This window comes from Pararhizobium arenae (genome assembly GCF_001931685.1).
GTDB classification, from domain to species: domain Bacteria; phylum Pseudomonadota; class Alphaproteobacteria; order Rhizobiales; family Rhizobiaceae; genus Pararhizobium; species Pararhizobium arenae.
This window is the reverse complement of the sequence record NZ_MOOY01000006.1, coordinates 410,927-433,524: the sequence shown is the minus strand read 5'-3', so window position 1 is coordinate 433,524 and position 22,598 is coordinate 410,927. Positions and strand designations below refer to the sequence as shown.

Below are 22,598 nucleotides of genomic sequence, written 5' to 3'. Positions count from 1 at the left end.
TAACAACCACATGAAATCAAACACTAATTTCAAAAACAAACCACCCAAACACTCAAATCACACACAAAGCCAGCCAAACAACACACAAACCAAGACACTCGAATTTGTCCAAATGGTCAAAAACGCGAACGCGGACAAAACGACCCGTAAGCAGACCTTTATCGCTTCAAATCCGCATCCCCTACAGAAACGCGCCAACCGTCTGCGATCCATGCTTGGGGCTTTTCCTTTGAACTGTTCGCCTGCTATCCCATGGACAGAAACTCAAGGTCTCCGCCCTATAATAAGCACCACGCGCACCAGGCGCATTTAATCCGCATTCTGGAGCGTTAGAACCGCCCCTTCATACAGCGGTCAAAGAGCATTTGAATGAACGACAGATTTGCGCTCCTGCCGGAGCTTCCCATCAAGGCAGTCTTGCCATCGCTTGGTGCAGCATTGGCATCATCGTCCTGCGCAGTGCTGGCGGCACCTCCGGGCGCCGGGAAGACGACACTCGTTCCGCTCTATCTCCTTGGCGAGAGCTGGCGAGGCGATGGACGCATCATCCTTCTTGAACCTCGGCGACTTGCTGCACGGGCTGCAGCGGCGCGCATGGCAAGCCTGATCGGCGAGCCCCTTGGTGAAACGGTTGGCTACCGCATGCGCCTCGATAGCAGGATATCAACACGCACGCGCATCGAAGTCGTGACCGAAGGCGTCTTTGCGCGCATGCTGCTGGATGATCCGGAACTGTCGGGCGTATCGGCCGTGCTGTTCGACGAATTCCACGAGCGCTCGCTTGATGCCGACACGGGGCTGGCTCTGGCGCGCGATGTGCAGCAAGCCCTGCGGCCGGATCTGCGCATCGTCGTGATGTCGGCAACACTTGATGTCGAGCGCGTGGCTCGCTTGCTAGACAGCCCCCCGGTGATTGAAAGCGAAGGGCGCGCCTTTCCCGTTGACGTTCGCTATCAGGACAGACCGAGCGGCGAACGGATTGAGGATTCGATGACGCGCACCGTCCTCAATGTGCTGCGAAACGAGGAAGGATCGATTCTTGCCTTCCTTCCCGGACAGGCAGAGATCCGCCGGACGGTCGAACGGCTGGACGGTCGGCTGCCTGCGGATACGATCGTCACGCCCCTTTATGGCACCCTGACCCAGAAAGAGCAGGATGCTGCCATTCGACCGGCGCCATCCGGCACCCGCAAGGTCGTCCTTGCGACCTCCATCGCTGAAACCTCCATTACCATAGACGGCGTGCGGATTGTCATCGATAGCGGCCTGCAGCGCTTGCCGGCGCTCGAAGCATCGACTGGCATTACCCGACTGGAGACGGTGCGGGTTTCGCGCGCTTCGGCAGAGCAGCGCGCCGGACGCGCGGGCCGCACCCAGCCCGGTATCGCCATCCGCCTCTGGCATCAGGGGCAGACGGCGGCACTGCCTGCCTTCACGCCGCCGCAAATTCTGTCGAGCGACCTTTCAGGCCTTGTGCTCGACCTCGCCTATTGGGGTGTTGGCGATCCCTCTGCGTTGGCCTTTCTGGACCAACCGCCCGCTGCCGCATGGCAGGAAGCAAGGGCGCTTCTCTTTTCGCTCGGCGCGCTCGATGAGGCCGGCAAGCTGACGCCGGCGGGCCGGCGCATCCGTGATCTCGCCTTGCCGCCGCGTCTTGCAGCCATGGCTGTTCGAGCGGCAACCGAAGGCTTGGCGGAGGAAGCCTGCCTGCTGGCGGTGCTGCTGACGGAACAAGGGCTGGGCGGCACCAGTCTTAATCTGGAAGATCGTCTGCGTCGTTTTCGCAGCGAACGCGGTGAACGCTCCGATGCGGCCCGCAGACTCGCGGGGAGGATGGCGAAGGACCTTGGCGCGAGCGGAGCAAGCCAAGCGTCTGTTCAGTCCGGTGCTTTGCTGATGCACGCCTTTCCCGACAGGATCGCGCTGCAGCGCGGCGGACGCGGGCGTTTTGTCATGGCCAATGGCCGGGGCGCCGAATTGCCCGAGACGGAGCGGCTGGCAGGCGCTTCCATGCTCGTCATTGCCGACCTTACCGGACGGGCGGGTGCCCAGCGCATTCTTGCGGCTGCTGAAATCAGCCGAACCGATGTTGAGGCGCAAATGCCGGGTGCCATTGTTCAGGAAGACCAGACCTTTTTCGATCGGCAAAGCCGTCAGGTTCGGGCGCGACGCGTGACGCGGCTCGGCGCCATCATTTTCGAAGAGGCGCCGATATCAAGACCAAAGGGGGCAGAGGTAGCCCGCGCGCTCGCGGAGGGGCTGAATCAGGTTGGTCTCGCTGCCCTGCCCTTTTCCAAAGAAGTGATGCAACTGCGCGATCGGATCGGTTTTCTCAACAGGACGATTGGCGACCCGTGGCCGGATACATCGGACGAAGGGCTTTTGCAGACGCTGGAGACCTGGTTCATCCCATTTCAGGCAGAAGCCCGCGGCCTTGACGATATTACGCCAGGTTCGTTGTCGGAGGGGCTCATGTCGCTCATCCCGCACGCGGTCAGCCGAGACCTTACAAAACTCGCGCCAACCCATTTCGAGGCACCGACGGGTCAGCGCCATCCGATCCATTACGATGGTGAAGCGCCCCTTCTTTCGATAAGGGTACAGGAACTCTTCGGATTGAAGGTCCATCCCGCGATCGGCGGCGGACGCTTGCCGCTGGTTCTCGAGTTGGTATCGCCAGGGCACAAGCCGATCCAGACGACACGCGACCTGCCGGGTTTCTGGGCCGGTTCATGGAAGGATGTGCGCTCGGACATGCGTGGGCGCTACCCCAAGCACCCATGGCCTGAGGACCCCGCAAATGCCGTCCCGACAACCCGCGCCAAACCGCGCGGCACATGAAGCAAGGACTTTTCCATGGCAGTGCCCGCCTTCAACGCCCATGAAGCAATGACAATCCGCACGCTCCGGCTACAGACGATCGTTCGCCTGCGCTGGCTGGCTGTCGGCGGCCAGTCCATCGCGGTAGTAATCGTTGCCTTCTGGCTGAAATTTCCGCTGCCGCTTGCCGCCAGCTGCGGGTTGATCGCGTTTCTGGCCTGGGTCAATGCCTATCTGACCGTGCGTTACCCGGCGGCGCACCGGCTGGAGCCCCTCTCCGCTTTCGCGCTTCTCGGACTTGACCTTGCGCAGCTGACGGCACTGCTCTTCATCACGGGCGGGCTGGCAAATCCGTTTGCGCCGCTTGTCTGCGTGCCCGTTATCATCTCCTCGGCTTCGCAACCGAAACGCCAGAGCATTGCACTGGCTTGCATGGCGGTGCTTTGCATCACCGCACTTGCATTCACGCCCTTTCCGCTGCCCTGGTATCCCGGAATCCTGTTGACGGTTCCATCCCTGCTGACGGCCGGCGTATGGTTTGCAATCGTATCAACGACGGCTTTTGCTGCTTTCTACATCTACCGCGTTTCGCTTGAGGCGAGCCAGCTTTCCGAAGCGCTCGCCGCGACCGAACTTGTGCTCCAGCGCGAGAAACATCTTTCGCAACTGGATGGGCTGGCAGCGGCAGCGGCACACGAACTCGGCACACCGCTCGCAACCATCACCGTCGTTGCCAAGGAGATGGAGCGCGAACTCGGAAATGATTCGCGATTCGGCGAAGACGTGCATCTGCTGCGCAGCCAGAGCGAACGCTGCCGCGATATCCTGCGGCGTCTGACCACGCTGTCCTCCGAGGACGAGGCGCATATGAGCCGTCTGCCGCTTTCCTCGCTGATCGAGGAGGTCATGGCACCCCATCGGGAGTTCGGCATCGGGCTCAAGCTCGTCGAGATCGGCGACCGTGCCGACGAGCCTGTCGGACACCGCAATGCCGGCATTCTTTACGGCCTCGGGAACTTGCTCGAAAATGCGGTGGATTATGCCAAGAAGGAAGTCACCGTCACGGTTGAGCATACCAGCGACAAAGTCAGCGTCACGATCGAGGATGATGGCACCGGATATGCGCCGGATGTTCTCAGTAGAATCGGCGAGCCCTATGTGACGCAGCGCCAGAAAGCCGACAGTGCGGGCGGCCTGGGACTTGGCCTGTTCATTGCCAAGACATTGCTTGAGCGGTCGGGCGCCAGACTTTTCTTCGAGAACGGCGGCCCTGAAAAACCGGGCGCGCGGGTGCGTGTCGAATGGCCGCGTCATTTGATGGATACCAGAACGCCAAATTGACTTTACCCTCGACTTTGAAGCGGGGATAAAGCCGCCTATATGAACGATAGGAATTCGCCGAGGAAACAGCGAAGATGACGGACAAGACCACAGAGCCCGCAGTTGACAGCGCCGACAGCGCGTCGATCGGCCCCGATCCTTCCTTGCTGATTGTAGATGACGATGGTCCCTTCCTGCGTCGTCTGGCGCGCGCCATGGAAGCGCGTGGTTTTGTGGTCGAAATCGCGGAATCCGTTGCGGAAGGTATAGCCCGGGCCAAGACCAAGCCGCCGAAACATGCCGTCGTCGATCTGCGGCTTGGCGACGGCAGCGGACTGGACGTGATCGAGGCCATCCGCGCCCGCCGCGACGACACCCGGATTATCATGCTGACCGGCTACGGCAACATCGCAACCGCCGTGAATGCGGTAAAGCTCGGTGCGATCGACTATCTCGCCAAGCCCGCCGATGCGGACGAGATCTTTGCGGCACTGGTGCAAAAGAGCGGCGAACGGGCAGAACTGCCGGAAAATCCGATGTCGGCGGACCGGGTTCGCTGGGAGCACATCCAGCGGGTTTATGAAATGTGCGAGCGCAACGTCTCCGAGACCGCGCGCCGGCTCAATATGCATCGCCGCACGCTGCAACGCATCCTCGCCAAGCGCGCACCGAAATAGTGCTGCCTATTTGAAGGTGTCGCGCGTACCGGACAGAATGTCCTGCATCGCAGGATCGTCGCTTCTATCCGTCGACCATTCGGCAAGCATCAGGCGTTGCGCGGAAACGCGGGCAAAATTGTTTGTCACGCTCTTGCGTGTTGCCGCGGAAAGACGATGCTCCGGCGCTTCGCGGATCAGTTCTGCGCCATAACCATCTGAAACGAAAAGGCCGCATTCCTCCGGAAAGATGTCCAGCGGGACCCCGCCGTGAGTCGCGAAGAAAAGCCGGTCAGAATGCAGGCGATAATCCGGCCATTTGCGATCGACCCTAAAGTCCTCGATCGATGTCTTGATCTCAATGATCCAAATCTCGCCTTTGGGAGAAATGGTGATCAGATCAGCACGACGGCCGCTTGCCAGCGTCAGTTCCGGCAGCACGGCATGGCGCATGTCATAGAGGTAGCGCTGCACACCGCGCCGCACCATCAAGGCTCTTTGCGACTGCCGTCCGTCGATCAGCGGATTATCGTTGTGGATAGAGAGAATCGCCATGGTTTCAACTCTGGCACAGCGCGCGTTTTGTTGCAAAAAAGCCAGCCGTGGTGATTTTGGAACGCCGCGTCAAGAATGCTGCAACGCATTCACTTGCACGCGGAATGTTAATCGAAAATAAACCATAATCACTGAAGGTCGAATCGACCCGGATATTCTTCATATCTTTTTAAGAGACCCCCATGCGCTTCCGCAATGCCTTCATGCTGTGCAGCCTCGCGGCAACTCTAGCCCTTGCCGGTTGTTCGACCGGCCCCGTCTCGACAACGCCAGGCGAAAAAGTCGCTACCAACCAGATCTTCTCCGACAGCTACGGCGCGGTGGAAGATCATGGTTACGCCCTGCCGGCTATTCCGATTTCGAAGGTGGATCAGCGCTTCCACCGCCAGATCGTCGATTACGCGACGAAAGAGCGTCCGGGCACGATCATCGTCAACACCCCCAACAGGTTCCTTTACTACGTGCTGCCGGGCGGCAAGGCTGTTCGCTACGGCATCGGCGTCGGCAAGGCTGGTTTTGCATGGGAAGGTCGTGCATACGTGGCCTGGAAGCAGGAATGGCCGACCTGGCATCCGCCGAAGGAAATGGCGGTCCGCAAGCCGGATGTCGCGCAGTATGTCGAAAAAGGCATGGGCCCCGGTCTGCGCAACCCGCTCGGCGCGCGCGCCATGTATCTCTTCAACGATGAAGGCAAGGACACGCTGTTCCGCATTCACGGTTCGCCGGAATGGTCCTCGATCGGCACGGCTGCGTCTTCCGGCTGCATCCGCATGATCAACCAGGACATCATCGACCTGTATGCGCGCGTCCGTCCGGGCAAGAACACTCGCGTCATCGTGCAGCAGTAAGCTTTCTTCGCATCGCGAAACAAAACCCCCCGGAGGAAACTCCGGGGGTTTTTGTTTGTCGTGAATATTGATGGCAATCACGCCGCCTGGCTTGCCTTCAGTTCCAGCCGGCGGCGATGCAGGACCGGCTCTGTATAACCGTTCGGTTGCTCGCGGCCCTTGAGGACCAGTTCGACAGCGGCCTGGAAGGCAATCGAGCCATCGAAATTGCCGGCCATCGGCGTATAGCCCGAATCGCCGGCATTCTGGCCATCGACAACAGCCGCCATGCGCTTCATCGTCTCGACGATCTGCTGTTCGGTGACGACGCCGTGATGAAGCCAGTTCGCCATGTGCTGCGCCGAGATGCGCAAGGTCGCGCGGTCTTCCATCAGGCCGACATTGTTGATGTCCGGCACCTTGGAGCAGCCGACGCCCTGATCGATCCAGCGCACGACGTAACCGAGGATGCCCTGGGCATTGTTGTCGAGTTCGCGCTGGATTTCCTCCGGCGTCCAGTTCGGGCGCGCGGCGACGGGGATGGACAGGATATCGGCGAGTTTTGCCCGCGATCTTGATTTCAAGGTCTTCTGAACCTCGGCGACATCAACTTTGTGATAATGCGTTGCGTGCAGGGTCGCGGCCGTCGGCGACGGCACCCAGGCGGTGTTGGCTCCCGCCTTCGGATGAGCGATCTTCTGTTCCAGCATCGCCGCCATCAGGTCGGGCATCGCCCACATGCCCTTGCCGATCTGCGCATGGCCAGAGAGACCGCATTCAAGGCCGATATCGACGTTCCAGTTTTCGTAGGCACCAATCCAGGCGGCCTGCTTCATGTCGCCCTTGCGGATCATCGGGCCGGCTTCCATGGAAGTATGGATCTCGTCGCCGGTGCGATCGAGGAAGCCGGTATTGATGAAGACGACACGCTCGCGAGCGGCGCGGATGCATTCCTTGAGGTTGACAGTCGTGCGGCGCTCCTCGTCCATGATGCCCATTTTCATCGTATTCGGTGCAATGCCGAGCGCCTCTTCGACGCGAGAGAAAATCTCGCAGGCGAATGCGACCTCTTCCGGCCCGTGCATCTTCGGCTTGACGACATACATCGAGCCTTCGCGCGAATTCATGCGCCGGCCATCCTTGCCGATATCGCGCAATGCGATCAGGCCGGTGACCATGGCATCCATGATACCCTCCGGCACTTCCCGGCCGTCGCGGTCGAGGATCGCCGGATTGGTCATCAGATGCCCGACATTGCGCACCAGCATCAGGGCGCGGCCCTTCAGCACAAGCGGTTTTCCATCGGCGCCGGTGAATTCGAGATCGGGATTGAGCTTGCGGGTAAAGGTCTTGCCAGCCTTGGAGACGTCCTCGGTCAGATCACCCTTCATCAGGCCGAGCCAGTTGCTGTAGACGACGACCTTGTCCTCGGCATCGACAGCGGCAACGGAATCCTCGCAATCCATGATCGCCGTGATCGCCGATTCGATGACGATATCGGAGATTTGGGCCGGATCGCTTCTGCCGATCGCCGTGGATGTATCGATGACGATATCGATGTGCAGCTTGTTCTTGACGAGAAGGATATGGGACGGTGCTGCCGCATCGCCCTTGTAGCCGGCGAATTGCGCGGCGTCTGAGAGCGTCGCCGATCCCGCCTTACTGGTAATCGACAGTCTACCATCCTTGACCGAGAAGCCGGTTACATCGCTCCAGCTGCCGGCACTCAGCGGGACGCTGTCATCAAGGAAGCCGCGTGCCCAAGCGATGACCTTTTCGCCGCGGACGGGATTGTAACCCTTGCCCTTCTCCGCGCCATCGGCCTCCGGAATCGCATCGGTTCCATAGAGCGCGTCATACAGCGAGCCCCAGCGGGCATTGGCCGCGTTCAGCGCGTAGCGCGCATTCATGACGGGGACAACGAGCTGCGGGCCGGCAATCGTGGCGATCTCCGGATCTACATGGCTGGTCGTGACCGTGAAGTCAGGGCCTTCCGGAACGATATAGCCGATCTTCTTCAGGAAGCCCTGATAGGCCTCAAGATTGGAGGGGATACCGTTTTCGCGATACCAGGAATCGATCTTTGCCTGCAGCGCATCGCGCTTTTCGAGAAGGGCGCGATTCTTGGGCGCAAGATCGTGAATGATGGACGACAGCGCCTCGAAAAAGCGCCCCTGATCGACACCTGAGCCCGGCAGCGCCTCATTCACGAGAAAATCGTCGAGACCCTTGTCGATCTGCAAACCGTTGCGCTCAATCCGGCTCATGGCCTTCTCCTACTCAGCTTTTCAAATGAGGCCGCAGTCTCTCATTCTTTGACAGCCTGTCAATTCTGAGAAAATGCGAAGAATTATTTCCTTTAAGGAACAAATCAATGATGGGCGATGCGCGGCCGGCCGCTGGCGACGGCCACGAACCGCGCCTCAATCAGTTTCCGGTTGCCTTCGATTTCCGGCGCGGCAATGTCTTCCGTCAACATCACCACCGGGCTTTCCGCGCCGTTGCGTTGTGCCGCTTCGAGTGCCGCACTTTCCGCCCTTTGCCGGGCTTCACCGAAGGCCTTTTCCTCGTCGATGAAGCGCGCGCTTTCGCCGGCGCCGTTGACGATGAAGATGCCCTCTTCCGGCACGGTGACAAAGACGGTGGCGGACGCGCGGATCTGGCCGACGACCGCACCCACGGCATTCGCAACCCCGGCATCAGCCGGGATGACGGAGGGGGCGGACAGCATCTCGGCGATATCCGGATAATAAACCGGGGCCGACGCACCGAGGCCCACCAGTGGACGATCGAGCGCCAGAGAAAAACGGACGATACCCGGGGTGCGCTTCAGGGCGCGGTCCACGGCAAGCGAAACGGCGGGATCGATCGCCGCGCCATCTTCGGCAAGGCAGCTCGACAGGATCACCTCTGCCGATTGCCGAGTCAGGCGGGCAACGACCTTTTCGGCCATGTCTTCCGGGGAGCTTGCAATCGGTCGACCCTGGCCATCCTTGATGCGTGCGGCAAGCTCCGCGCCCAGCCGGGCTGCTTCGCCGTTCCACTGGCCCTGACGACCGAGAACGTGCATGGCGTCGGATGGCGTGAGGCCGCAGATATGAACAAGGCCGCGCTCGACAAGCCGGTCGAGCGTCGCGCGCTGCAATGTGCTGGTGAGCAGGTTTTCCAAGGCGACGGGCACGGAGCCGATTCGCTCGTACAGCGCCTGCTGCTGGTTCGTCAGGCCGGCCGCGAGATGATCCGGCAGGCCGGTACGAACAGCGAGCTTACCGTCATATCGGCCGACATGGGGCGACCGCAACTGCTTCTCGAGCACGCCGATAACCGCGGCCTCATGCTCGACCGCCGCAAGGCTGAGCGGCAGGAAGCGGCGTGGACCGAGTGCGATGCCGGCTGCAAGCCCGCGATCGTCGATGCGCACTTCCGAATCACCGCCGAGCCCGAAGGTTCGCATAGCGACGGCCTCGACCATGGTGCGGAAGCCGCCGACAACGGCGCCCTCCTCGTCCAGCCGCGGCCGACCTTCAGCAAGGGTCGCAACGTCGGTGGTGGTGCCGCCGATATCGGAGACGACGGCATCGTCGAGGCCCGTGAGGGAACGGGCACCGACGAGGCTGGCAGCGGGGCCTGAGAGGATGGTTTCGATGGGCCGCAGACGGGCCTCGGCCGCCGAGATCAGTGCACCATCGCCACGCACCACCATCATCGGCGCCTCGATGCCACGGACCTTCAGGAAATCCTCGCAGGAGCCGATAAGACGATCGATCATCGAGACGAGACGCGCATTGAGCAGCGTCGTCAACGCCCGGCGCGGGCCGCCAAGTTTGGAGGTCAATTCGTGGCTACACGTCACCGGTAAATGCGACACCGCGCGAATCCGGTCCCGCACCCGTTGCTCGTGGGATGGATTGCGGACGGCGAAATAGCCGGCAATGGCGAAGGAGGACACCTCGTTTGCAAGCCGCGGCAGGGCTTCGTCCAGCGCACTCATATCCAGCAGCGTTTCGCTACCGTGCACATTGTGGCCACCCGGCAGGAAAATAACCGGATCGCTACCCAAGGCCTCCTGCAAACCGTCGCGCTTCAGGTCATCTGGGCCAAAACCGATCATCACAAGACCGGCGCGCCCGCCCTGCCCTTCGACAAGCGCATTGGTGGCAAGCGTGGTTGACAGCGACACGAGGCTGATGGCCGTGACAGGCGTACCGGACGCTTCAAGCACGGCCTCCACCGCGCCGGAAATGCCGACCGCCAGGTCATGCCGCGTGGTCAGCGACTTGGCGCGGGCGACGACCCCATCGGTTTCGCTGAACAGAACGGCGTCGGTGTAGGTTCCGCCGGTGTCGATGCCAAGAAGAAGATGATCGCTCAAGAAGATGCCCGTCAGCTCTGGAAAGGCGGCGGATGGCGCCGCTTCTAAGGAAGTCCCGAAGGTGATAGGACATATTGACGGTCAAGGCTATCGCACAGGCGACGCGGCAGACCGACGTTCGTTGTTGCCAGGGAGATGCCGCATGCGTCGTTTGCCAGCCGTTATGATCGCCTTGAGCGCGTTGTTGCTTTCATCTGTGAGCCACGCCCAGGAGGGCGACGAGGACGAATACAAGCCGCAACTGCCCGATGTCTCCATCTACAAGGCGATGCTCGACGCCAACAAGCAGACGGGCTGGGTGCAGTTTCGAAATTATGACGGCAAACAGCTCATCTATTTCACCACGCTGCAGACGATGCACTGCCGGCTATCGGAAATTCGCTACTCGGTGAATTCGGACCTGCTGGACCAGCGCATGCCGCTCGGAGACTGCAATCCGCAGGTTCCCTTCAACCTGCCGGACGATCCCACCAATAAATACATCTATATCTCGCTTCCCGGCGGCGAAGCGAAAACCATCACGATCCAGGTGGTGTGGGACGATGGCGCCGGCAGTGAAATCGTCGTTTACAAGCCCTGCGACAATGTTGGCGATGCAACCTGCGCCCAGATCAAGACGATCAAGAAGCCGAGCAAGATTCTGCCGCAACCGCAGCCGGCCGATAGCCCTGTAAAAGCCATGCAGGAGCAAACGCACGGAAAAAGCTTCAGCGAGCCGTCACCCGCATCGGCAGGCCGCCCCTAGGCTGTGTCGTCAGCCGCTGGATCGGCCAGGGATCGGTTTCATCTGTCATGTCGAAACGGTAGCGCTTCATCAGAACCGCGAGAGCGATGACTGCTTCCTGAAGGGCGAAGGTCGCACCAATACAGATACGGGGGCCGGCACCGAACGGCAGATACTGGAAACGATGCAGCTTTTCGCGATTTCCGGGCAGGAAGCGTTCGGGCATGAACGCGCGCGGCTGGTCCCAATAGAGCAGATGGCGATGAAGCGTCCACGGCATGACGAGCACGGAAATGCCTTTTGGGATATGAACCGCTTCGCCTGTTTTCGACGTCCACTGATCATCTTCGATGGCCGCCCGGTTGATCGAAGGCGCTGGCGGGTAAAGCCGCATCGCCTCCTCGAAGGCAGCCCGGACATTCGGCATCTGCTCCAGCCAGTCGACCGGCTCGGCGCCGCTTGAAAGGACCCTGTCGATTTCCTCTTCCATGGCAGCGCGCACATGCGGCACATTGGCGATACAATAGAATGTCCAGGCGAGCGCCCGTGCCGTCGTCTCATGCCCGGCGCCGATAAACGTCAGGATATTGTCGGCGATTTCTCCCATCGACAGTCCCCCCGGACCTTCCAGCTCCAAAAGCAACGTCAGGAAATCACGCGGGACGTTATCAGGATCGGTTCTTATCAGGACACGGCGCCTGTCCATAGTGTCGTAGACGATGCCATAGAAACTTGCCATGACCCGGCGTCCGCCAATTCGCGTCAGCCTCGGCACCCATTTGGGCGCGAGCATAATATCCATAGGATCGACGCGGCCCATGCGATGCAGGAGTTTATCCACGCTATCGGCAAAGCCCTCGGTCTCGGTGGCGATCTGGCCGGAGAAGAGGGTTTCCGAGAGGATTTCGAAGGTCAGCTCCGTCATATCGTTGGCGATGTTGACGACGGCGCCTTCGCGCGCTGCGTCCTCGTAACGAGCGGAATATTCTTCGGTCTTTGCCAACATCTGCGCGGCAAAACCACGGGCATGGCGCGGCGTGAAGACCGGAGCCATGGCCTTGCGCGACCGCTTCCAGACCTCGCCTTCCGCCGTCAGCAGACCGTCCCGCAGAATGGGCCGCAAGATAAGCCGGCGCACCTGTGACATCTCGTAATTCGAGGCATTCTCGACCAAAATGTAACGTATGAGATCCGGATCGTTGACGATCAGGGTGCGCTGGTTGAAGAACTTCGTCTCGATCCAGGGCAGGGTATAGGACGGCTCGCCCCACAATTCGAGAGGGTTGCGCAGCACCGTGCGGATAACCTCAAGCCGGCTCAGCAGCCGTGACCGCAGAAGAGGGGCCGGTGGTTCGAAAGGATCGGGTCGCTTGTCCATATTTCCTCCTGCAGCGCAGCTCAGGAGCCGGGTTCACCGCCGCTTCACAACGTCAGAGAAGCGCGCGCAGTTCCGCGAGCTTGTCGTTGACCAGCCAACCATAATAGTTCTCTTCCGGCCATTCGGCACCGCCGCTGTTCCGTCTCGCCGCAAAAGCGGCCGCCCGCTGGTCGGGATTGCCAATATTATAAAGCGTCGAGGTGATGCCAGGATTGTCCGAGATATCGACGCCGGCGATCGATCTGTAGGCATCGATCGAGTGGCGGATCGAGGCTGCCATATAGGCAAGCGACTGATCGGGATCCATAATCGCCTGATAGACCTCGGCAGCATCGTTCTCGTCCAGCCTCTGATAGCCGGATACGCGCGAGACCATATCCGTCAGCATCAGCGCGGTCAGCGGATTGATCTGGCCAAGACCAAAGGTCTGGCCGGCGAAGAAGGGCTGGAAGAACACGGCGCTGAAACGGTTGTTCGGATAAGAGATGCCGCCAACGTTTTTGCCGCGGAAATCCTTTTCCCAGACGTTTTCGCGGCAGCTCCAAAGCGCATAGGAATTCTTCTTGCCCTGGCATTCGGCAAATTGCGGACGCGCTACAAACTGGGCGACCGTTTCATCTTCATAGCCGAAGCGGAAGCTGTCGCCTGCATAGGCGGCAGCCTTGACGTAATAGGATTGCAGCCGGTCATAGGCATCGACGTTGTAGGTATGTTCACCGACGATCGCGCCGATCATATGGATCGGATCGATGCCATAGGCGGCAGCGGTTGATTTGATCTTGCTCATCAGCTTGCGGTCGCTCGCGAGCAGTCGATGAACCTTCTCGTATTTGGCGTCGAACGAGGTCTTGCCTGCCTTGGTGCGGCGCACGGATGCGCCCGGCACGTTCGGTTGTTCAGCATTGCGATTGCCTTCCGGCATGCGGCGAACATCGGCCTGAGCCTCAAGACTTGAGAGCGAGAGAACCGACGCAAGAAGCATAACGAGAATGGAACGCACGATCATCTTTCCTCTGATCTCCGGGAGCGGCCCGCGCTATTTTTCATATTATAGTATGAGGGCCGCACGACATGCGGCAAAATCATGTCGGAATCATGCCGCCAGTGCTGTTTACCGCTTAACCTAGAAATAACGAAGGCGCCTGTCGCGTGACAAGCGCCTTCTTGTTATATTCGGCCAAGACAGGTCCCGGCGTCCAAGAACTTACAGGATGTAACGCGACAGGTCGGTGTTGGCCGCGAGGTCGCCGACATGCTTGCGTACATACTCCGCATCGATCGTCAGCTTTTCACCGGATTTGTCGGGCGCGACGAAGGAAATTTCATCGAGCACACGCTCCATCACGGTCTGCAGACGACGGGCACCGATATTCTCGACGCTGGCATTGAGCTTGACGGCTACGTCGGCGAGCGCATCCAGCGCATCGTCGGTGAAATCCAGCTCGACGCCTTCCGTATCGAGAAGTGCGATGTACTGGCGAATAAGGCTCGCTTCCGTTTCCGTGAGGATGCGGCGGAAATCTTCCTTGGTCAGCGCCTTGAGTTCCACACGGATCGGCAGGCGGCCCTGCAGTTCCGGCAGAAGATCCGACGGCTTCGACACATGGAAGGCACCGGACGCGATGAACAGGATATGATCCGTCTTCACCGGGCCGTATTTGGTGGCAACCGTCGTGCCTTCGACCAGCGGCAGCAGGTCGCGCTGCACGCCTTCGCGCGAAACGCCGGCACCCATGCCGCCATCGCGGGCGGCGATCTTGTCGATTTCGTCGAGGAAAACGATACCGTCATTCTCGGCCGAGCGGATCGCCTCACGCTGGATCTGCTCATTGTCGAGCAGCTTGTCGGATTCGTCGTTGATCAGCAGGTTGTAGCTGTCCTTGACGGTGGTGCGCACCTTCTTCGTACGGCCGCCCATGGCCTTGCCGAACATTTCCGACAGGTTGAGCACGCCGATGTTGGCGCCGGGCATGCCGGGGATTTCGAAACCGCCGCCGGGTGTGCCGGCATCCGCCACTTCGATATCGATTTCCTTGTCGTCGATTTCGTTGGCGCGCAGTTTTTTGCGGAAGCTGTCGCGGGTCGCGGGCGAAGCGGTGGCTCCAACCAGCGCGTCCAGAACGCGCTCCTCAGCATTCTGATGTGCCTTGGCCTTCACTTCGGCACGCTTCTTTTCGCGCACCAGACCGATGCCGACTTCCACCAGATCGCGCACGATCTGCTCGACATCGCGGCCGACATAACCGACTTCAGTGAACTTGGTCGCTTCCACCTTGATGAACGGCGCGCCGGCAAGCTTGGCGAGGCGGCGGGAAATCTCTGTCTTGCCGACACCGGTCGGGCCGATCATCAGGATGTTCTTGGGCATGACTTCGTCGCGCAGCTCGTCGGACAGCTGCTGGCGGCGCCAACGATTGCGCAGCGCGATCGCCACGGCGCGCTTGGCATCATGCTGGCCGATGATGAACCGGTCGAGCTCCGAGACGATCTCGCGGGGGGAAAATGTGGTCATTGTTCACTCGTTTCTTTCGTAAGGTCCCGTCCCATCAGATAGGAGAGACCGAAGGGTGTATCTCTGGTATCGAGGTGGCGGAAACCCGCCTTCCCGTAAGCCCGGATCGCCCGGGCATTGTCCGGATGCGGATCGATCACCACTCGCGGCACCGAGGCAGAAAGAGCTTCGACAAACTGGCGCAACATGGCAGAGCCATGACCTTTGCCAATGAAATCACGGGGTCCGATCGACAGATCGATACCAAGTGTGCCTGCTGGCTGGTCGCGATAGGGATGATCGTCTTCCAGATGGATGTCATATGTCTGGAAATAGGCGATCGGCTTGTCCTCGAACGATACGATCATCGGCTTCGTCGATCGACTTGTGATCGCTTCCGCAAATGACTGCATCTCCTCTTCCGGCTCGCCCCACCATTCGGCCATATGCGGCTCGCTCAGCCAGCGGCGCAGCAGCGGGAAATCTTCCTCCGTCAAAGCGCGAAAACCGTAGGAGCCGGCATGCTCATGCGGCATCCAGGGTCTCCACGACGATATTGCCGTTGGTGTAGACGCAGATGTCACCGGCTATCTCCATGGCGCGGCGGGCAACCTCCTCTGCCGTCTTGTCGCTGTCCATCAGGGCACGCGCGGCGGCATAGGCGTAGTTGCCGCCCGAACCGATCGCGATCGTGCCGTGCTCCGGCTCCAGAACGTCGCCATTGCCGGTGATCGCCAAGGTGATCGACTTGTCGGCCACCAGCATCATCGCTTCGAGATTGCGCAGATACTTGTTCGTGCGCCAGTCCTTGGCGAGTTCGACGGCGGCGCGCATCAGCTGGTCGGGATACTGCTCGAGCTTGGATTCGAGGCGCTCGAGCAGGGTGAAGGCATCGGCGGTCGCGCCAGCGAAGCCGGCGATAACGTCGCCCTTGCCAAGACGGCGAACCTTGCGGGCATTGCCTTTCATGACCGTCTGACCGAGGCTCACCTGGCCGTCGCCAGCCATCACCACTTGTCCGCCCTTGCGCACCGTGATGATCGTCGTGGCGTGCATGGTTCCATAAGGATTATGTTCACTCATAGGGGTACCTTCAGGCCCGGGAAGCCGGGCGTTGGGGGGATTGTTGCGTTCTATGTAAGAGCCGTTTTGCCGAATGCAAATAGGCCGGTTCGCGCGCTTTCCGGCAGCGACAGAATCCCTGTCACACTTCTGGATATTTGGGCTCCGGCCTGATATGGAGCGGCTCTGTTTCTCTGGAGAAAGCCTGATGGCAGACGAAAAGACCGGCCGCACCGGCAGTGTTTCACGGAAAACCAACGAAACCTCGGTGAGCGTATCCGTCAATCTCGATGGTACGGGCGTATCCCGTATCGCGACGGGCGTGGGCTTTTTCGATCATATGCTGGACCAGCTTTCGCGCCATTCGCTGATCGATATGGAGATCAAGGCAGAGGGCGACCTCCATGTCGATGATCACCACACTGTCGAAGATACCGGCATTGCCATCGGCCAGGCGATTTCGAAGGCGCTCGGCGACCGTCGCGGCATCACCCGCTACGCCTCGCTCGATCTTGCCATGGACGAAACCATGACCAAGGCGGCGGTTGATCTTTCCGGTCGCCCGTTCCTCGTCTGGAACGTCAATTTCTCGGCACCGAAAATCGGCACCTTCGACACCGAGCTGGTGCGCGAGTTCTTCAACGCGCTTGCCCAGCACGCCGGCATCACGCTGCATGTGCAGAATATCTACGGCGCCAACAACCATCATATCTCCGAAACCTGCTTCAAGGCCGTTGCCCGCGTTCTGCGCGTAGCGACAGAGATTGATCCGCGCCAGGCAGACCGCGTCCCCTCCACCAAGGGAACTCTGGTCTGACCGGCCAAATACGAAAGTGAGCAGCCGCTCATGACGTCCTATCTGGTCTATACTCCCCCCGGCGACAAGCCCGCCGACGATATCCGCCTCATTGCGGATCGTTTTAGCTGGCTCGCCTTCATTTTTCCCGCCTTCTGGCTGCTGTTCAAACGGCAATGGCTGGTGGGGATCACGGTTTTCGTGTTGCAGGGCGCGCTAGCCATCGCAACGAGCGAGCCAAGTTTTCTGATCGCTGGACTGCTTGCAGAGCTGGCGCTTAGGCTGCTTGTTGCGCTGGAAGGCCCGCGGTTTTTGGCGGCCCGCATGGAGGCTGCCGGATGGACGCTTCAGACGGTGATTTCCGCGGATGATCGTGCGACCGCCGAAGCGATCAGCGACAGTTTGCTGGAGAGCCCAGCTACCCCGAGATCTACAATCGCAGTGAAGGGCGTCAGCAATGACACAGCGGAGACCGGCACGCCGGCCTTCGGGCTCTTCGAAACCTATGGAGAACGCTGATGCGCGTTACCATCATCGATTACGGCTCGGGCAATCTGCGCTCGGCCACCAAGGCCTTTGAACGGTCCGTTCGCGAAGCCGGCCTCAACGCCGAAATCGAGCTGACCGACAAGGCGGACCGGGTGGCAACGGCCGACCGGATCGTGCTTCCGGGCGTTGGCGCCTATGCCGATTGCCGCGCCGGCCTCGATGCCGTCGATGGCATGCAGCAGGCGATCGAAGAGGTTGTCGACATCAAGGGCCGGCCGTTCCTCGGCATCTGCGTCGGGATGCAGCTGATGTCGTCGCGCGGGCTCGAGAAGACGACGACCAAGGGGTTCGACTGGATCAAGGGCGATGTTGTCGAGATGACGCCGCCGAACCTGAAGATCCCACAAATCGGCTGGAACACGCTGACGCTGGCCCGCCCGCACCCGCTATTCGAAGGGATCGCGACCGGGCCGGACGGGTTGCACGCCTATTTTGTGCACTCCTACCATCTCGCTGTTGAAAATGCCGACGATCTGGTCGCGACCACCGATTACGGCGGGCCGGTCACAGCGTTCGTCGCCAATGGCAACCGGGCAGGCTCGCAGTTCCATCCGGAAAAGAGCCAGACGCTCGGCCTCGCCTTGATCTCCAATTTCCTGCGTTGGAAGCCCTGACATGATCCTTTTTCCCGCAATCGACCTCAAGGATGGCCAGTGCGTTCGCCTCAAGCTCGGCGACATGGAGCAGGCCACGGTCTACAATCCCGATCCCGGCGCACAGGCGAAAGCCTTCGAGGACCAGGGTTTCGAATGGCTCCACGTCGTTGACCTGAACGGCGCCTTTGCCGGTGAAACCGTCAATGGCGCTGCCGTCGATGCCATTCTCAAGGCAACGAAGAACCCGGTGCAGCTGGGCGGAGGCATCCGCACACTCGATCATATCGAAAACTGGCTGTCGCGCGGCCTCGCCCGCGTTATTCTCGGCACCGTTGCCGTACGCGATCCGGCGCTGGTGATCGAGGCCTGTAAGACATTCCCCGGAAAGGTCGCCGTCGGCATCGATGCCAAGGGCGGCAAGGTCGCCGTGGAAGGCTGGGCGGAGGCTTCCGAACTCGGTGTCATCGAGCTTGCCAGGAAGTTTGAAGGCGCTGGCGTCTCGGCGATCATCTATACCGATATCGACCGCGATGGCATTCTGACCGGCATCAACTGGGCCTCGACGCTGGAGCTGGCGGATGCCGTTTCCATCCCCGTCATCGCCTCCGGCGGCCTTGCCTCTATCGGCGATATCCGCCGCATGCTGGAACCGGACGCCGCAAAGCTCGAAGGTGCGATCTCCGGCCGCGCCCTTTATGACGGACGTATCGACCCCGCCGAGGCGCTCGGCCTCATCCGGGCAGCGAAAGGAAAAGCCGCATGACCCTTAAAGCGCGCGTTATTCCTTGCCTGGATGTGAAAGATGGCCGCGTCGTCAAGGGCGTGAGCTTCGTCGATCTGATCGACGCCGGCGACCCGGTGGAATCGGCCAAGGCCTATGACCTTGCTGGTGCCGATGAACTCTGCTTCCTCGACATCACCGCCTCTTCCGACAATCGCGACACGATCTTCGACGTCGTGGCGCGAACCGCAGACCATTGTTTCATGCCGCTGACCGTTGGCGGCGGTGTTCGCACCGTGGCCGATATCCGCAAGCTGCTGCTGGCCGGTGCCGACAAGGTCTCGATCAACTCCGCCGCTGTAAAGAACCCGGATTTCGTCGCCGAGGCCGCCGACAAATTCGGCAACCAGTGCATCGTCGTCTCGATCGATTCGAAGAAGGTGTCCCAGCCCGGCGAAGAAGACCGCTGGGAGATCTTCACCCATGGCGGCCGGCAGGCGACCGGCATCGATGCCGTCGATTTTGCCGAGAAAATGGTCGCGCGCGGTGCGGGCGAATTGCTGCTCACCTCCATGGACCGCGACGGCCAGAAGACCGGCTATGACATCGCGCTGACGCGCACGATCGCTGACCGGGTTTCCGTTCCAGTCATCGCCTCCGGCGGCGTCGGCAATCTCGATCATATGGTGGAAGGCATCCGCGACGGGCATGCGACCGCAGTGCTTGCGGCCTCCATCTTCCATTTCGGCACCTATAGCATTGGCGAGGCCAAGCGCTATATGGCGGAGCATGGCATTGCCATGCGTCTCGACTGAGGGACATCAATGAGCAAAGAGTTTGATCTTTCCGATCTCGAGCGGATCGTTGCCGAGCGGGCAAAGGCATCGCCGGACCAGTCCTGGACGGCGAAGCTCGTTGCCCATGGCCAGCCTAAGGCAGCCAAGAAGCTTGGCGAGGAAGCGGTCGAGACGGTGATTGCTGCGATTTCCAACGACAAGGACAATCTTGTCGCCGAAAGCGCCGACCTCCTCTATCACCTGATGGTCGTATTGAACATCGCGGGCGTTCCGTTGCAGAATGTCATGGAAGAGCTCGGGCGGCGAACGGCGCAATCCGGCCTTCAGGAAAAGGCGAGCCGGCAGACACCATGACCATCGCGGCAAAAGATTTCGCGCCTGCGGACGTTCCCGATCATTTCGACAACAAGGACTATTCGCCCTACCGGTTCTACACCGCCGACGAATGGTCGAAGTTTCGTGCCGATACGCCGCTGACGTTGACGGCGGACGAAGTTCATCGCCTGCGCTCGCTGAACGACCCGATCGACCTCGACGAAGTCCGGCGCATCTACCTGTCGCTGTCGCGGCTTCTGTCCGCCCATGTGGAATCGTCGCAGATCCTGTTCGAGCAGCGCAAGCGCTTCCTCAGCATGTCGAACGAATCGAAGACGCCCTTCGTCATCGGTATTGCCGGCTCGGTCGCGGTGGGCAAATCGACCACCGCGCGTATTCTGGCGGAACTCCTGTCGCGCTGGCCGTCGAGCCCGAAAGTCGATCTCGTGACGACGGACGGTTTTCTCTATCCGAATGCCGTTCTCCAGCGCGAAAACATGATGGAGCGCAAGGGTTTTCCAGAGAGCTACGATATCGGCGCCCTGCTCCGCTTTCTGTCGGCGATCAAGGCCGGCCAGCCCAACGTCAAGGCTCCCAGCTATTCGCACCTGACCTACGACGTACTGCCGGATACGTTCCAGGTCATCGACCGGCCGGACATCCTGATTTTCGAGGGCATCAACGTCCTGCAATCGCGCAACCTTCCGGCCGATGGCCGCATCGTGCCGATGGTTTCGGACTTCTTTGATTTCTCGATCTATATCGACGCCGAGGAAGAGCTGATCCACAGCTGGTATGTGAACCGCTTCATGCGCCTGCGCCAGACAGCTTTCCGCAACCCGGAATCCTTCTTTAAGCGCTATGCCGAGATCAGCGAAGAGGCAGCCCGTGCCATCGCCGAGGGTCTTTGGGCCAATATCAACCTGAAGAACCTGCGTCAGAACATCCTGCCGACCCGGCCGCGCGCCGATCTCATTCTTCAGAAAGGGCCTAACCACTTGATTGAGAAAGTGGCCCTGCGCAAGCTTTGACCCCTGCAGAGTTCAAGGCGTCACGCGGCGCAGCGTCAGATTGATGCGACCGCCGTTCTTCAGCAGCGTGGAGGTGGCGGGATAGATGCGGTCAACGCCGTGATAGGCGAGCCTGCCCTGCCCGCCCAACACCACGACGTCGCCGCTATTAAGCTTGAAGGACATGGTGGGATCGCTGCGCTCCTGTCCACCAACACGGAACAGGCAAGTATCGCCCAGCGACACTGAGACGACCGGCGCCTGAAATTCCTGCTCATCCTTGTCCTGATGCAGCCCCATCTTGGCCGCGTCGGTATAAAAATTGACGAGGCACGCTTGTGGCGGCTTTTCATATTCCGCAACGTCCCGCCAGAGCGCGAGCAGGCGTTCGGGGATCGCCGGCCAGGGATTTCCCGTCTCCGGATGATGGGGCTGATAGCGATAGCCGCGCTCCTTGTCCGTAACCCAGCCAAGCGGGCCGCAATTGGTCATGCGCACCGACATGGGTTTTCCCGTTTTCGGCATGCGCGGCACGAACAGCGGTGCCTCCGCCACGACAAGGCGGATCGCATCGACAAGCGCCTGTTGTTCGGCCCGATCAAAATAGTCCGGAAGATGGCGGATGCCCCCGGGAAGCTTGCGCATCATTCTTCCATGCAGACAAGCGCGGGCGGAACGCCGTAACGGTCCGGCCAGATGGCATAGGCAACGTCTGTCGGTCCGACGACATGATCCACGAGATTCCAGCGCCCCAGCTGGAAGGTCAGAAGCGCAAAAACAGTCAGACCGTCCATCATATCCGATTCACCGCGAAAACCGGTTCTTTCCGGGTCGATCGCGCCGCCACCCGGCCGCTGCGGCTCGACCTGAACGAAAGCCCAGCCGGGTGACACACGCATGGTCGTGACAACGAACTCCACCGAACCGCGCATCTCGGCTTCAACGGCGGGACGCACGGCATCGAGGATCACGGCACGCTCCGGCGATCCCTTCGGGGGCTCGCGGAAGGTTTGCGCCTGAAGCAACGGAGTGACTGCTATCGTGAAAAGAAGCAGGCAAAACGCCCGCACCATCATCTTTATCAAGTTCTTCCTCCCGTTGGTGCCTTGCATCTTCGGTCGGCCAACATCAGAACGAGAATACAGGCTGAAGGCAAGCGCACGATCCAAAATCAGCTATCCCCAGCGGGCCTTCCGCGCATCTTCTTGACCTCGCCCCTGCCCGCCTTTTCCTTCAGGCGTCGTTCCACCGAGCCCTTGGTCGGCTTCGTTTTCCGGCGCGGGGGTGGCGCCGGTTCGGCGGCTTTCAGGATCAGCTCCTTCAGCCGCTCACGCGCATCCTCCCGGTTGCGCTCCTGGCTGCGGAAACGGCTGGCCTCGATCATCAGTACGCCATCCTTGGAGACTTTTCGCCCGGCGAGCTTGATCGCATTGTCACGAACCCGCTCCGGAAGTGCCGGCGAGGACGCAATGCCGTAGAACAACTGCACAGCCGTTGAAACCTTGTTGACGTTCTGCCCGCCGGGACCACCGGCCAGCACGAACTGTTCCGTCAGCTCCCAGCCGGCAATGACGATACGATCGTTGATGTAAAGCGGTTCGCTGGCCAT

Annotated in this window: 24 protein-coding genes; 13 read left to right on the top strand and 11 right to left on the bottom strand. The window is 60.5% G+C overall.

What is annotated here, in order from left to right:
- The 4 genes from BLX89_RS24875 to BLX89_RS16040 form a co-directional block, all read left to right on the top strand.
- On the top strand, positions 1-313 hold a 313-nt coding region (locus BLX89_RS24875; protein ID WP_210187155.1), incomplete at its 5' end, for a hypothetical protein.
- 56 nt (positions 314-369) lie between these two features.
- Positions 370-2,841: an ATP-dependent helicase HrpB gene (hrpB, locus tag BLX89_RS16050; RefSeq protein WP_075291941.1), complete on the top strand. Its 2,472-nt coding sequence runs from the start codon at positions 370-372 to the stop codon at positions 2,839-2,841.
- Between the two features lie 15 nt (positions 2,842-2,856).
- Entirely contained in the window at positions 2,857-4,161 is a 1,305-nt protein-coding gene (locus BLX89_RS16045; RefSeq protein ID WP_075291940.1) for an ActS/PrrB/RegB family redox-sensitive histidine kinase, read from the top strand.
- A gap of 74 nt (positions 4,162-4,235) precedes the next feature.
- The gene (locus BLX89_RS16040; RefSeq protein ID WP_075291939.1) at positions 4,236-4,817 is read left to right on the top strand and encodes an ActR/PrrA/RegA family redox response regulator transcription factor; all 582 of its coding nucleotides are present in this window, start codon (positions 4,236-4,238) and stop codon (positions 4,815-4,817) included.
- A 6-nt stretch (positions 4,818-4,823) separates the two neighbouring features.
- On the opposite strand, the gene BLX89_RS16035 is transcribed toward BLX89_RS16040, so the two are convergent.
- The gene (locus BLX89_RS16035; protein ID WP_075291938.1) at positions 4,824-5,351 is read right to left on the bottom strand and encodes an MmcB family DNA repair protein; all 528 of its coding nucleotides are present in this window, start codon (positions 5,349-5,351) and stop codon (positions 4,824-4,826) included.
- Positions 5,352-5,533: 182 nt separating this feature from the next.
- Here BLX89_RS16035 and BLX89_RS16030 point away from each other — a divergent pair, with 182 nt between their 5' ends.
- Positions 5,534-6,199 (top strand): L,D-transpeptidase, encoded by a 666-nt coding sequence (locus tag BLX89_RS16030; protein ID WP_075291937.1) that lies wholly within the window; start codon positions 5,534-5,536, stop codon positions 6,197-6,199.
- Positions 6,200-6,276: 77 nt separating this feature from the next.
- Here the strand turns inward: BLX89_RS16030 and BLX89_RS16025 are convergent, their stop codons facing one another.
- Both BLX89_RS16025 and BLX89_RS16020 read right to left on the bottom strand, forming a co-directional pair.
- Positions 6,277-8,445, bottom strand: a complete 2,169-nt coding sequence (locus BLX89_RS16025) for a malate synthase G (protein WP_075291936.1) — start codon at positions 8,443-8,445, stop codon at positions 6,277-6,279.
- Positions 8,446-8,549: 104 nt separating this feature from the next.
- The gene (locus BLX89_RS16020; protein WP_075291935.1) at positions 8,550-10,550 is read right to left on the bottom strand and encodes a hydantoinase/oxoprolinase N-terminal domain-containing protein; all 2,001 of its coding nucleotides are present in this window, start codon (positions 10,548-10,550) and stop codon (positions 8,550-8,552) included.
- 142 nt (positions 10,551-10,692) lie between these two features.
- Here BLX89_RS16020 and BLX89_RS16015 point away from each other — a divergent pair, with 142 nt between their 5' ends.
- Positions 10,693-11,295, top strand: coding sequence for a hypothetical protein (locus BLX89_RS16015; RefSeq protein WP_075291934.1), 603 nt, complete (start codon positions 10,693-10,695; stop codon positions 11,293-11,295).
- On the opposite strand, the gene BLX89_RS16010 is transcribed toward BLX89_RS16015, so the two are convergent.
- The 5 genes from BLX89_RS16010 to hslV all read right to left on the bottom strand — a co-directional run bounded on the left by BLX89_RS16010 (position 11,258) and on the right by hslV (position 16,226).
- Positions 11,258-12,652, bottom strand: coding sequence for a cytochrome P450 (locus BLX89_RS16010; protein ID WP_075291933.1), 1,395 nt, complete (start codon positions 12,650-12,652; stop codon positions 11,258-11,260). The genes BLX89_RS16015 and BLX89_RS16010 overlap by 38 nt on opposite strands.
- A 52-nt stretch (positions 12,653-12,704) precedes the next feature.
- Positions 12,705-13,634 (bottom strand): DUF1402 family protein, encoded by a 930-nt coding sequence (locus BLX89_RS16005; protein ID WP_143523651.1) that lies wholly within the window; start codon positions 13,632-13,634, stop codon positions 12,705-12,707.
- A gap of 222 nt (positions 13,635-13,856) precedes the next feature.
- A complete protein-coding gene (hslU, locus tag BLX89_RS16000; protein ID WP_075291932.1) occupies positions 13,857-15,164 on the bottom strand; it encodes an ATP-dependent protease ATPase subunit HslU in 1,308 nt (435 codons plus the stop codon).
- A complete protein-coding gene (locus BLX89_RS15995; RefSeq protein ID WP_075291931.1) occupies positions 15,161-15,679 on the bottom strand; it encodes a GNAT family N-acetyltransferase in 519 nt (172 codons plus the stop codon). Before BLX89_RS15995 ends, hslU begins: the two co-directional genes overlap by 4 nt.
- On the bottom strand, positions 15,669-16,226 hold the full coding sequence (gene hslV / locus BLX89_RS15990) for an ATP-dependent protease subunit HslV (protein ID WP_075291930.1): 558 nt from the start codon (positions 16,224-16,226) through the stop codon (positions 15,669-15,671). The genes BLX89_RS15995 and hslV overlap by 11 nt, the downstream gene beginning before the upstream one ends.
- Before the next feature lie 187 nt (positions 16,227-16,413).
- On the opposite strand from hslV, the gene hisB reads away from it, so the two are divergent.
- The 7 genes from hisB to coaA are packed head-to-tail and all read left to right on the top strand — an operon-like array spanning position 16,414 to position 21,010.
- Positions 16,414-17,022 carry an imidazoleglycerol-phosphate dehydratase HisB gene (hisB, locus tag BLX89_RS15985; protein ID WP_075291929.1) on the top strand — a complete coding sequence of 203 codons (609 nt, stop codon included), beginning with the start codon at positions 16,414-16,416 and terminating at the stop codon, positions 17,020-17,022.
- 30 nt (positions 17,023-17,052) lie between these two features.
- Positions 17,053-17,520: a DUF2628 domain-containing protein gene (locus BLX89_RS15980; RefSeq protein ID WP_075291928.1), complete on the top strand. Its 468-nt coding sequence runs from the start codon at positions 17,053-17,055 to the stop codon at positions 17,518-17,520.
- Positions 17,520-18,164 (top strand): imidazole glycerol phosphate synthase subunit HisH, encoded by a 645-nt coding sequence (hisH, locus tag BLX89_RS15975; protein ID WP_075291927.1) that lies wholly within the window; start codon positions 17,520-17,522, stop codon positions 18,162-18,164. The genes BLX89_RS15980 and hisH overlap by 1 nt, the downstream gene beginning before the upstream one ends.
- Before the next feature lies 1 nt (position 18,165).
- A complete protein-coding gene (gene hisA / locus BLX89_RS15970; protein WP_075291926.1) occupies positions 18,166-18,909 on the top strand; it encodes a 1-(5-phosphoribosyl)-5-[(5-phosphoribosylamino)methylideneamino]imidazole-4-carboxamide isomerase in 744 nt (247 codons plus the stop codon).
- On the top strand, positions 18,906-19,682 hold the full coding sequence (hisF, locus tag BLX89_RS15965; RefSeq protein ID WP_075291925.1) for an imidazole glycerol phosphate synthase subunit HisF: 777 nt from the start codon (positions 18,906-18,908) through the stop codon (positions 19,680-19,682). Before hisA ends, hisF begins: the two co-directional genes overlap by 4 nt.
- A 9-nt stretch (positions 19,683-19,691) precedes the next feature.
- A complete protein-coding gene (locus BLX89_RS15960) occupies positions 19,692-20,018 on the top strand; it encodes a phosphoribosyl-ATP diphosphatase (protein ID WP_075291924.1) in 327 nt (108 codons plus the stop codon).
- Positions 20,015-21,010, top strand: coding sequence for a type I pantothenate kinase (coaA, locus tag BLX89_RS15955; protein ID WP_075291923.1), 996 nt, complete (start codon positions 20,015-20,017; stop codon positions 21,008-21,010). Before BLX89_RS15960 ends, coaA begins: the two co-directional genes overlap by 4 nt.
- Positions 21,011-21,022: 12 nt before the next feature.
- On the opposite strand, the gene BLX89_RS15950 is transcribed toward coaA, so the two are convergent.
- From BLX89_RS15950 to arfB, 3 genes are all read right to left on the bottom strand, one after another.
- Complete coding sequence (locus tag BLX89_RS15950) at positions 21,023-21,634, bottom strand: alpha-ketoglutarate-dependent dioxygenase AlkB family protein (RefSeq protein WP_075291922.1); 612 nt, start codon at positions 21,632-21,634, stop codon at positions 21,023-21,025.
- Positions 21,634-22,065 carry a hypothetical protein gene (locus tag BLX89_RS15945; RefSeq protein ID WP_245292843.1) on the bottom strand — a complete coding sequence of 144 codons (432 nt, stop codon included), beginning with the start codon at positions 22,063-22,065 and terminating at the stop codon, positions 21,634-21,636. Before BLX89_RS15945 ends, BLX89_RS15950 begins: the two co-directional genes overlap by 1 nt.
- Before the next feature lie 95 nt (positions 22,066-22,160).
- Positions 22,161-22,598: an alternative ribosome rescue aminoacyl-tRNA hydrolase ArfB gene (arfB, locus tag BLX89_RS15940; protein WP_075291921.1), complete on the bottom strand. Its 438-nt coding sequence runs from the start codon at positions 22,596-22,598 to the stop codon at positions 22,161-22,163.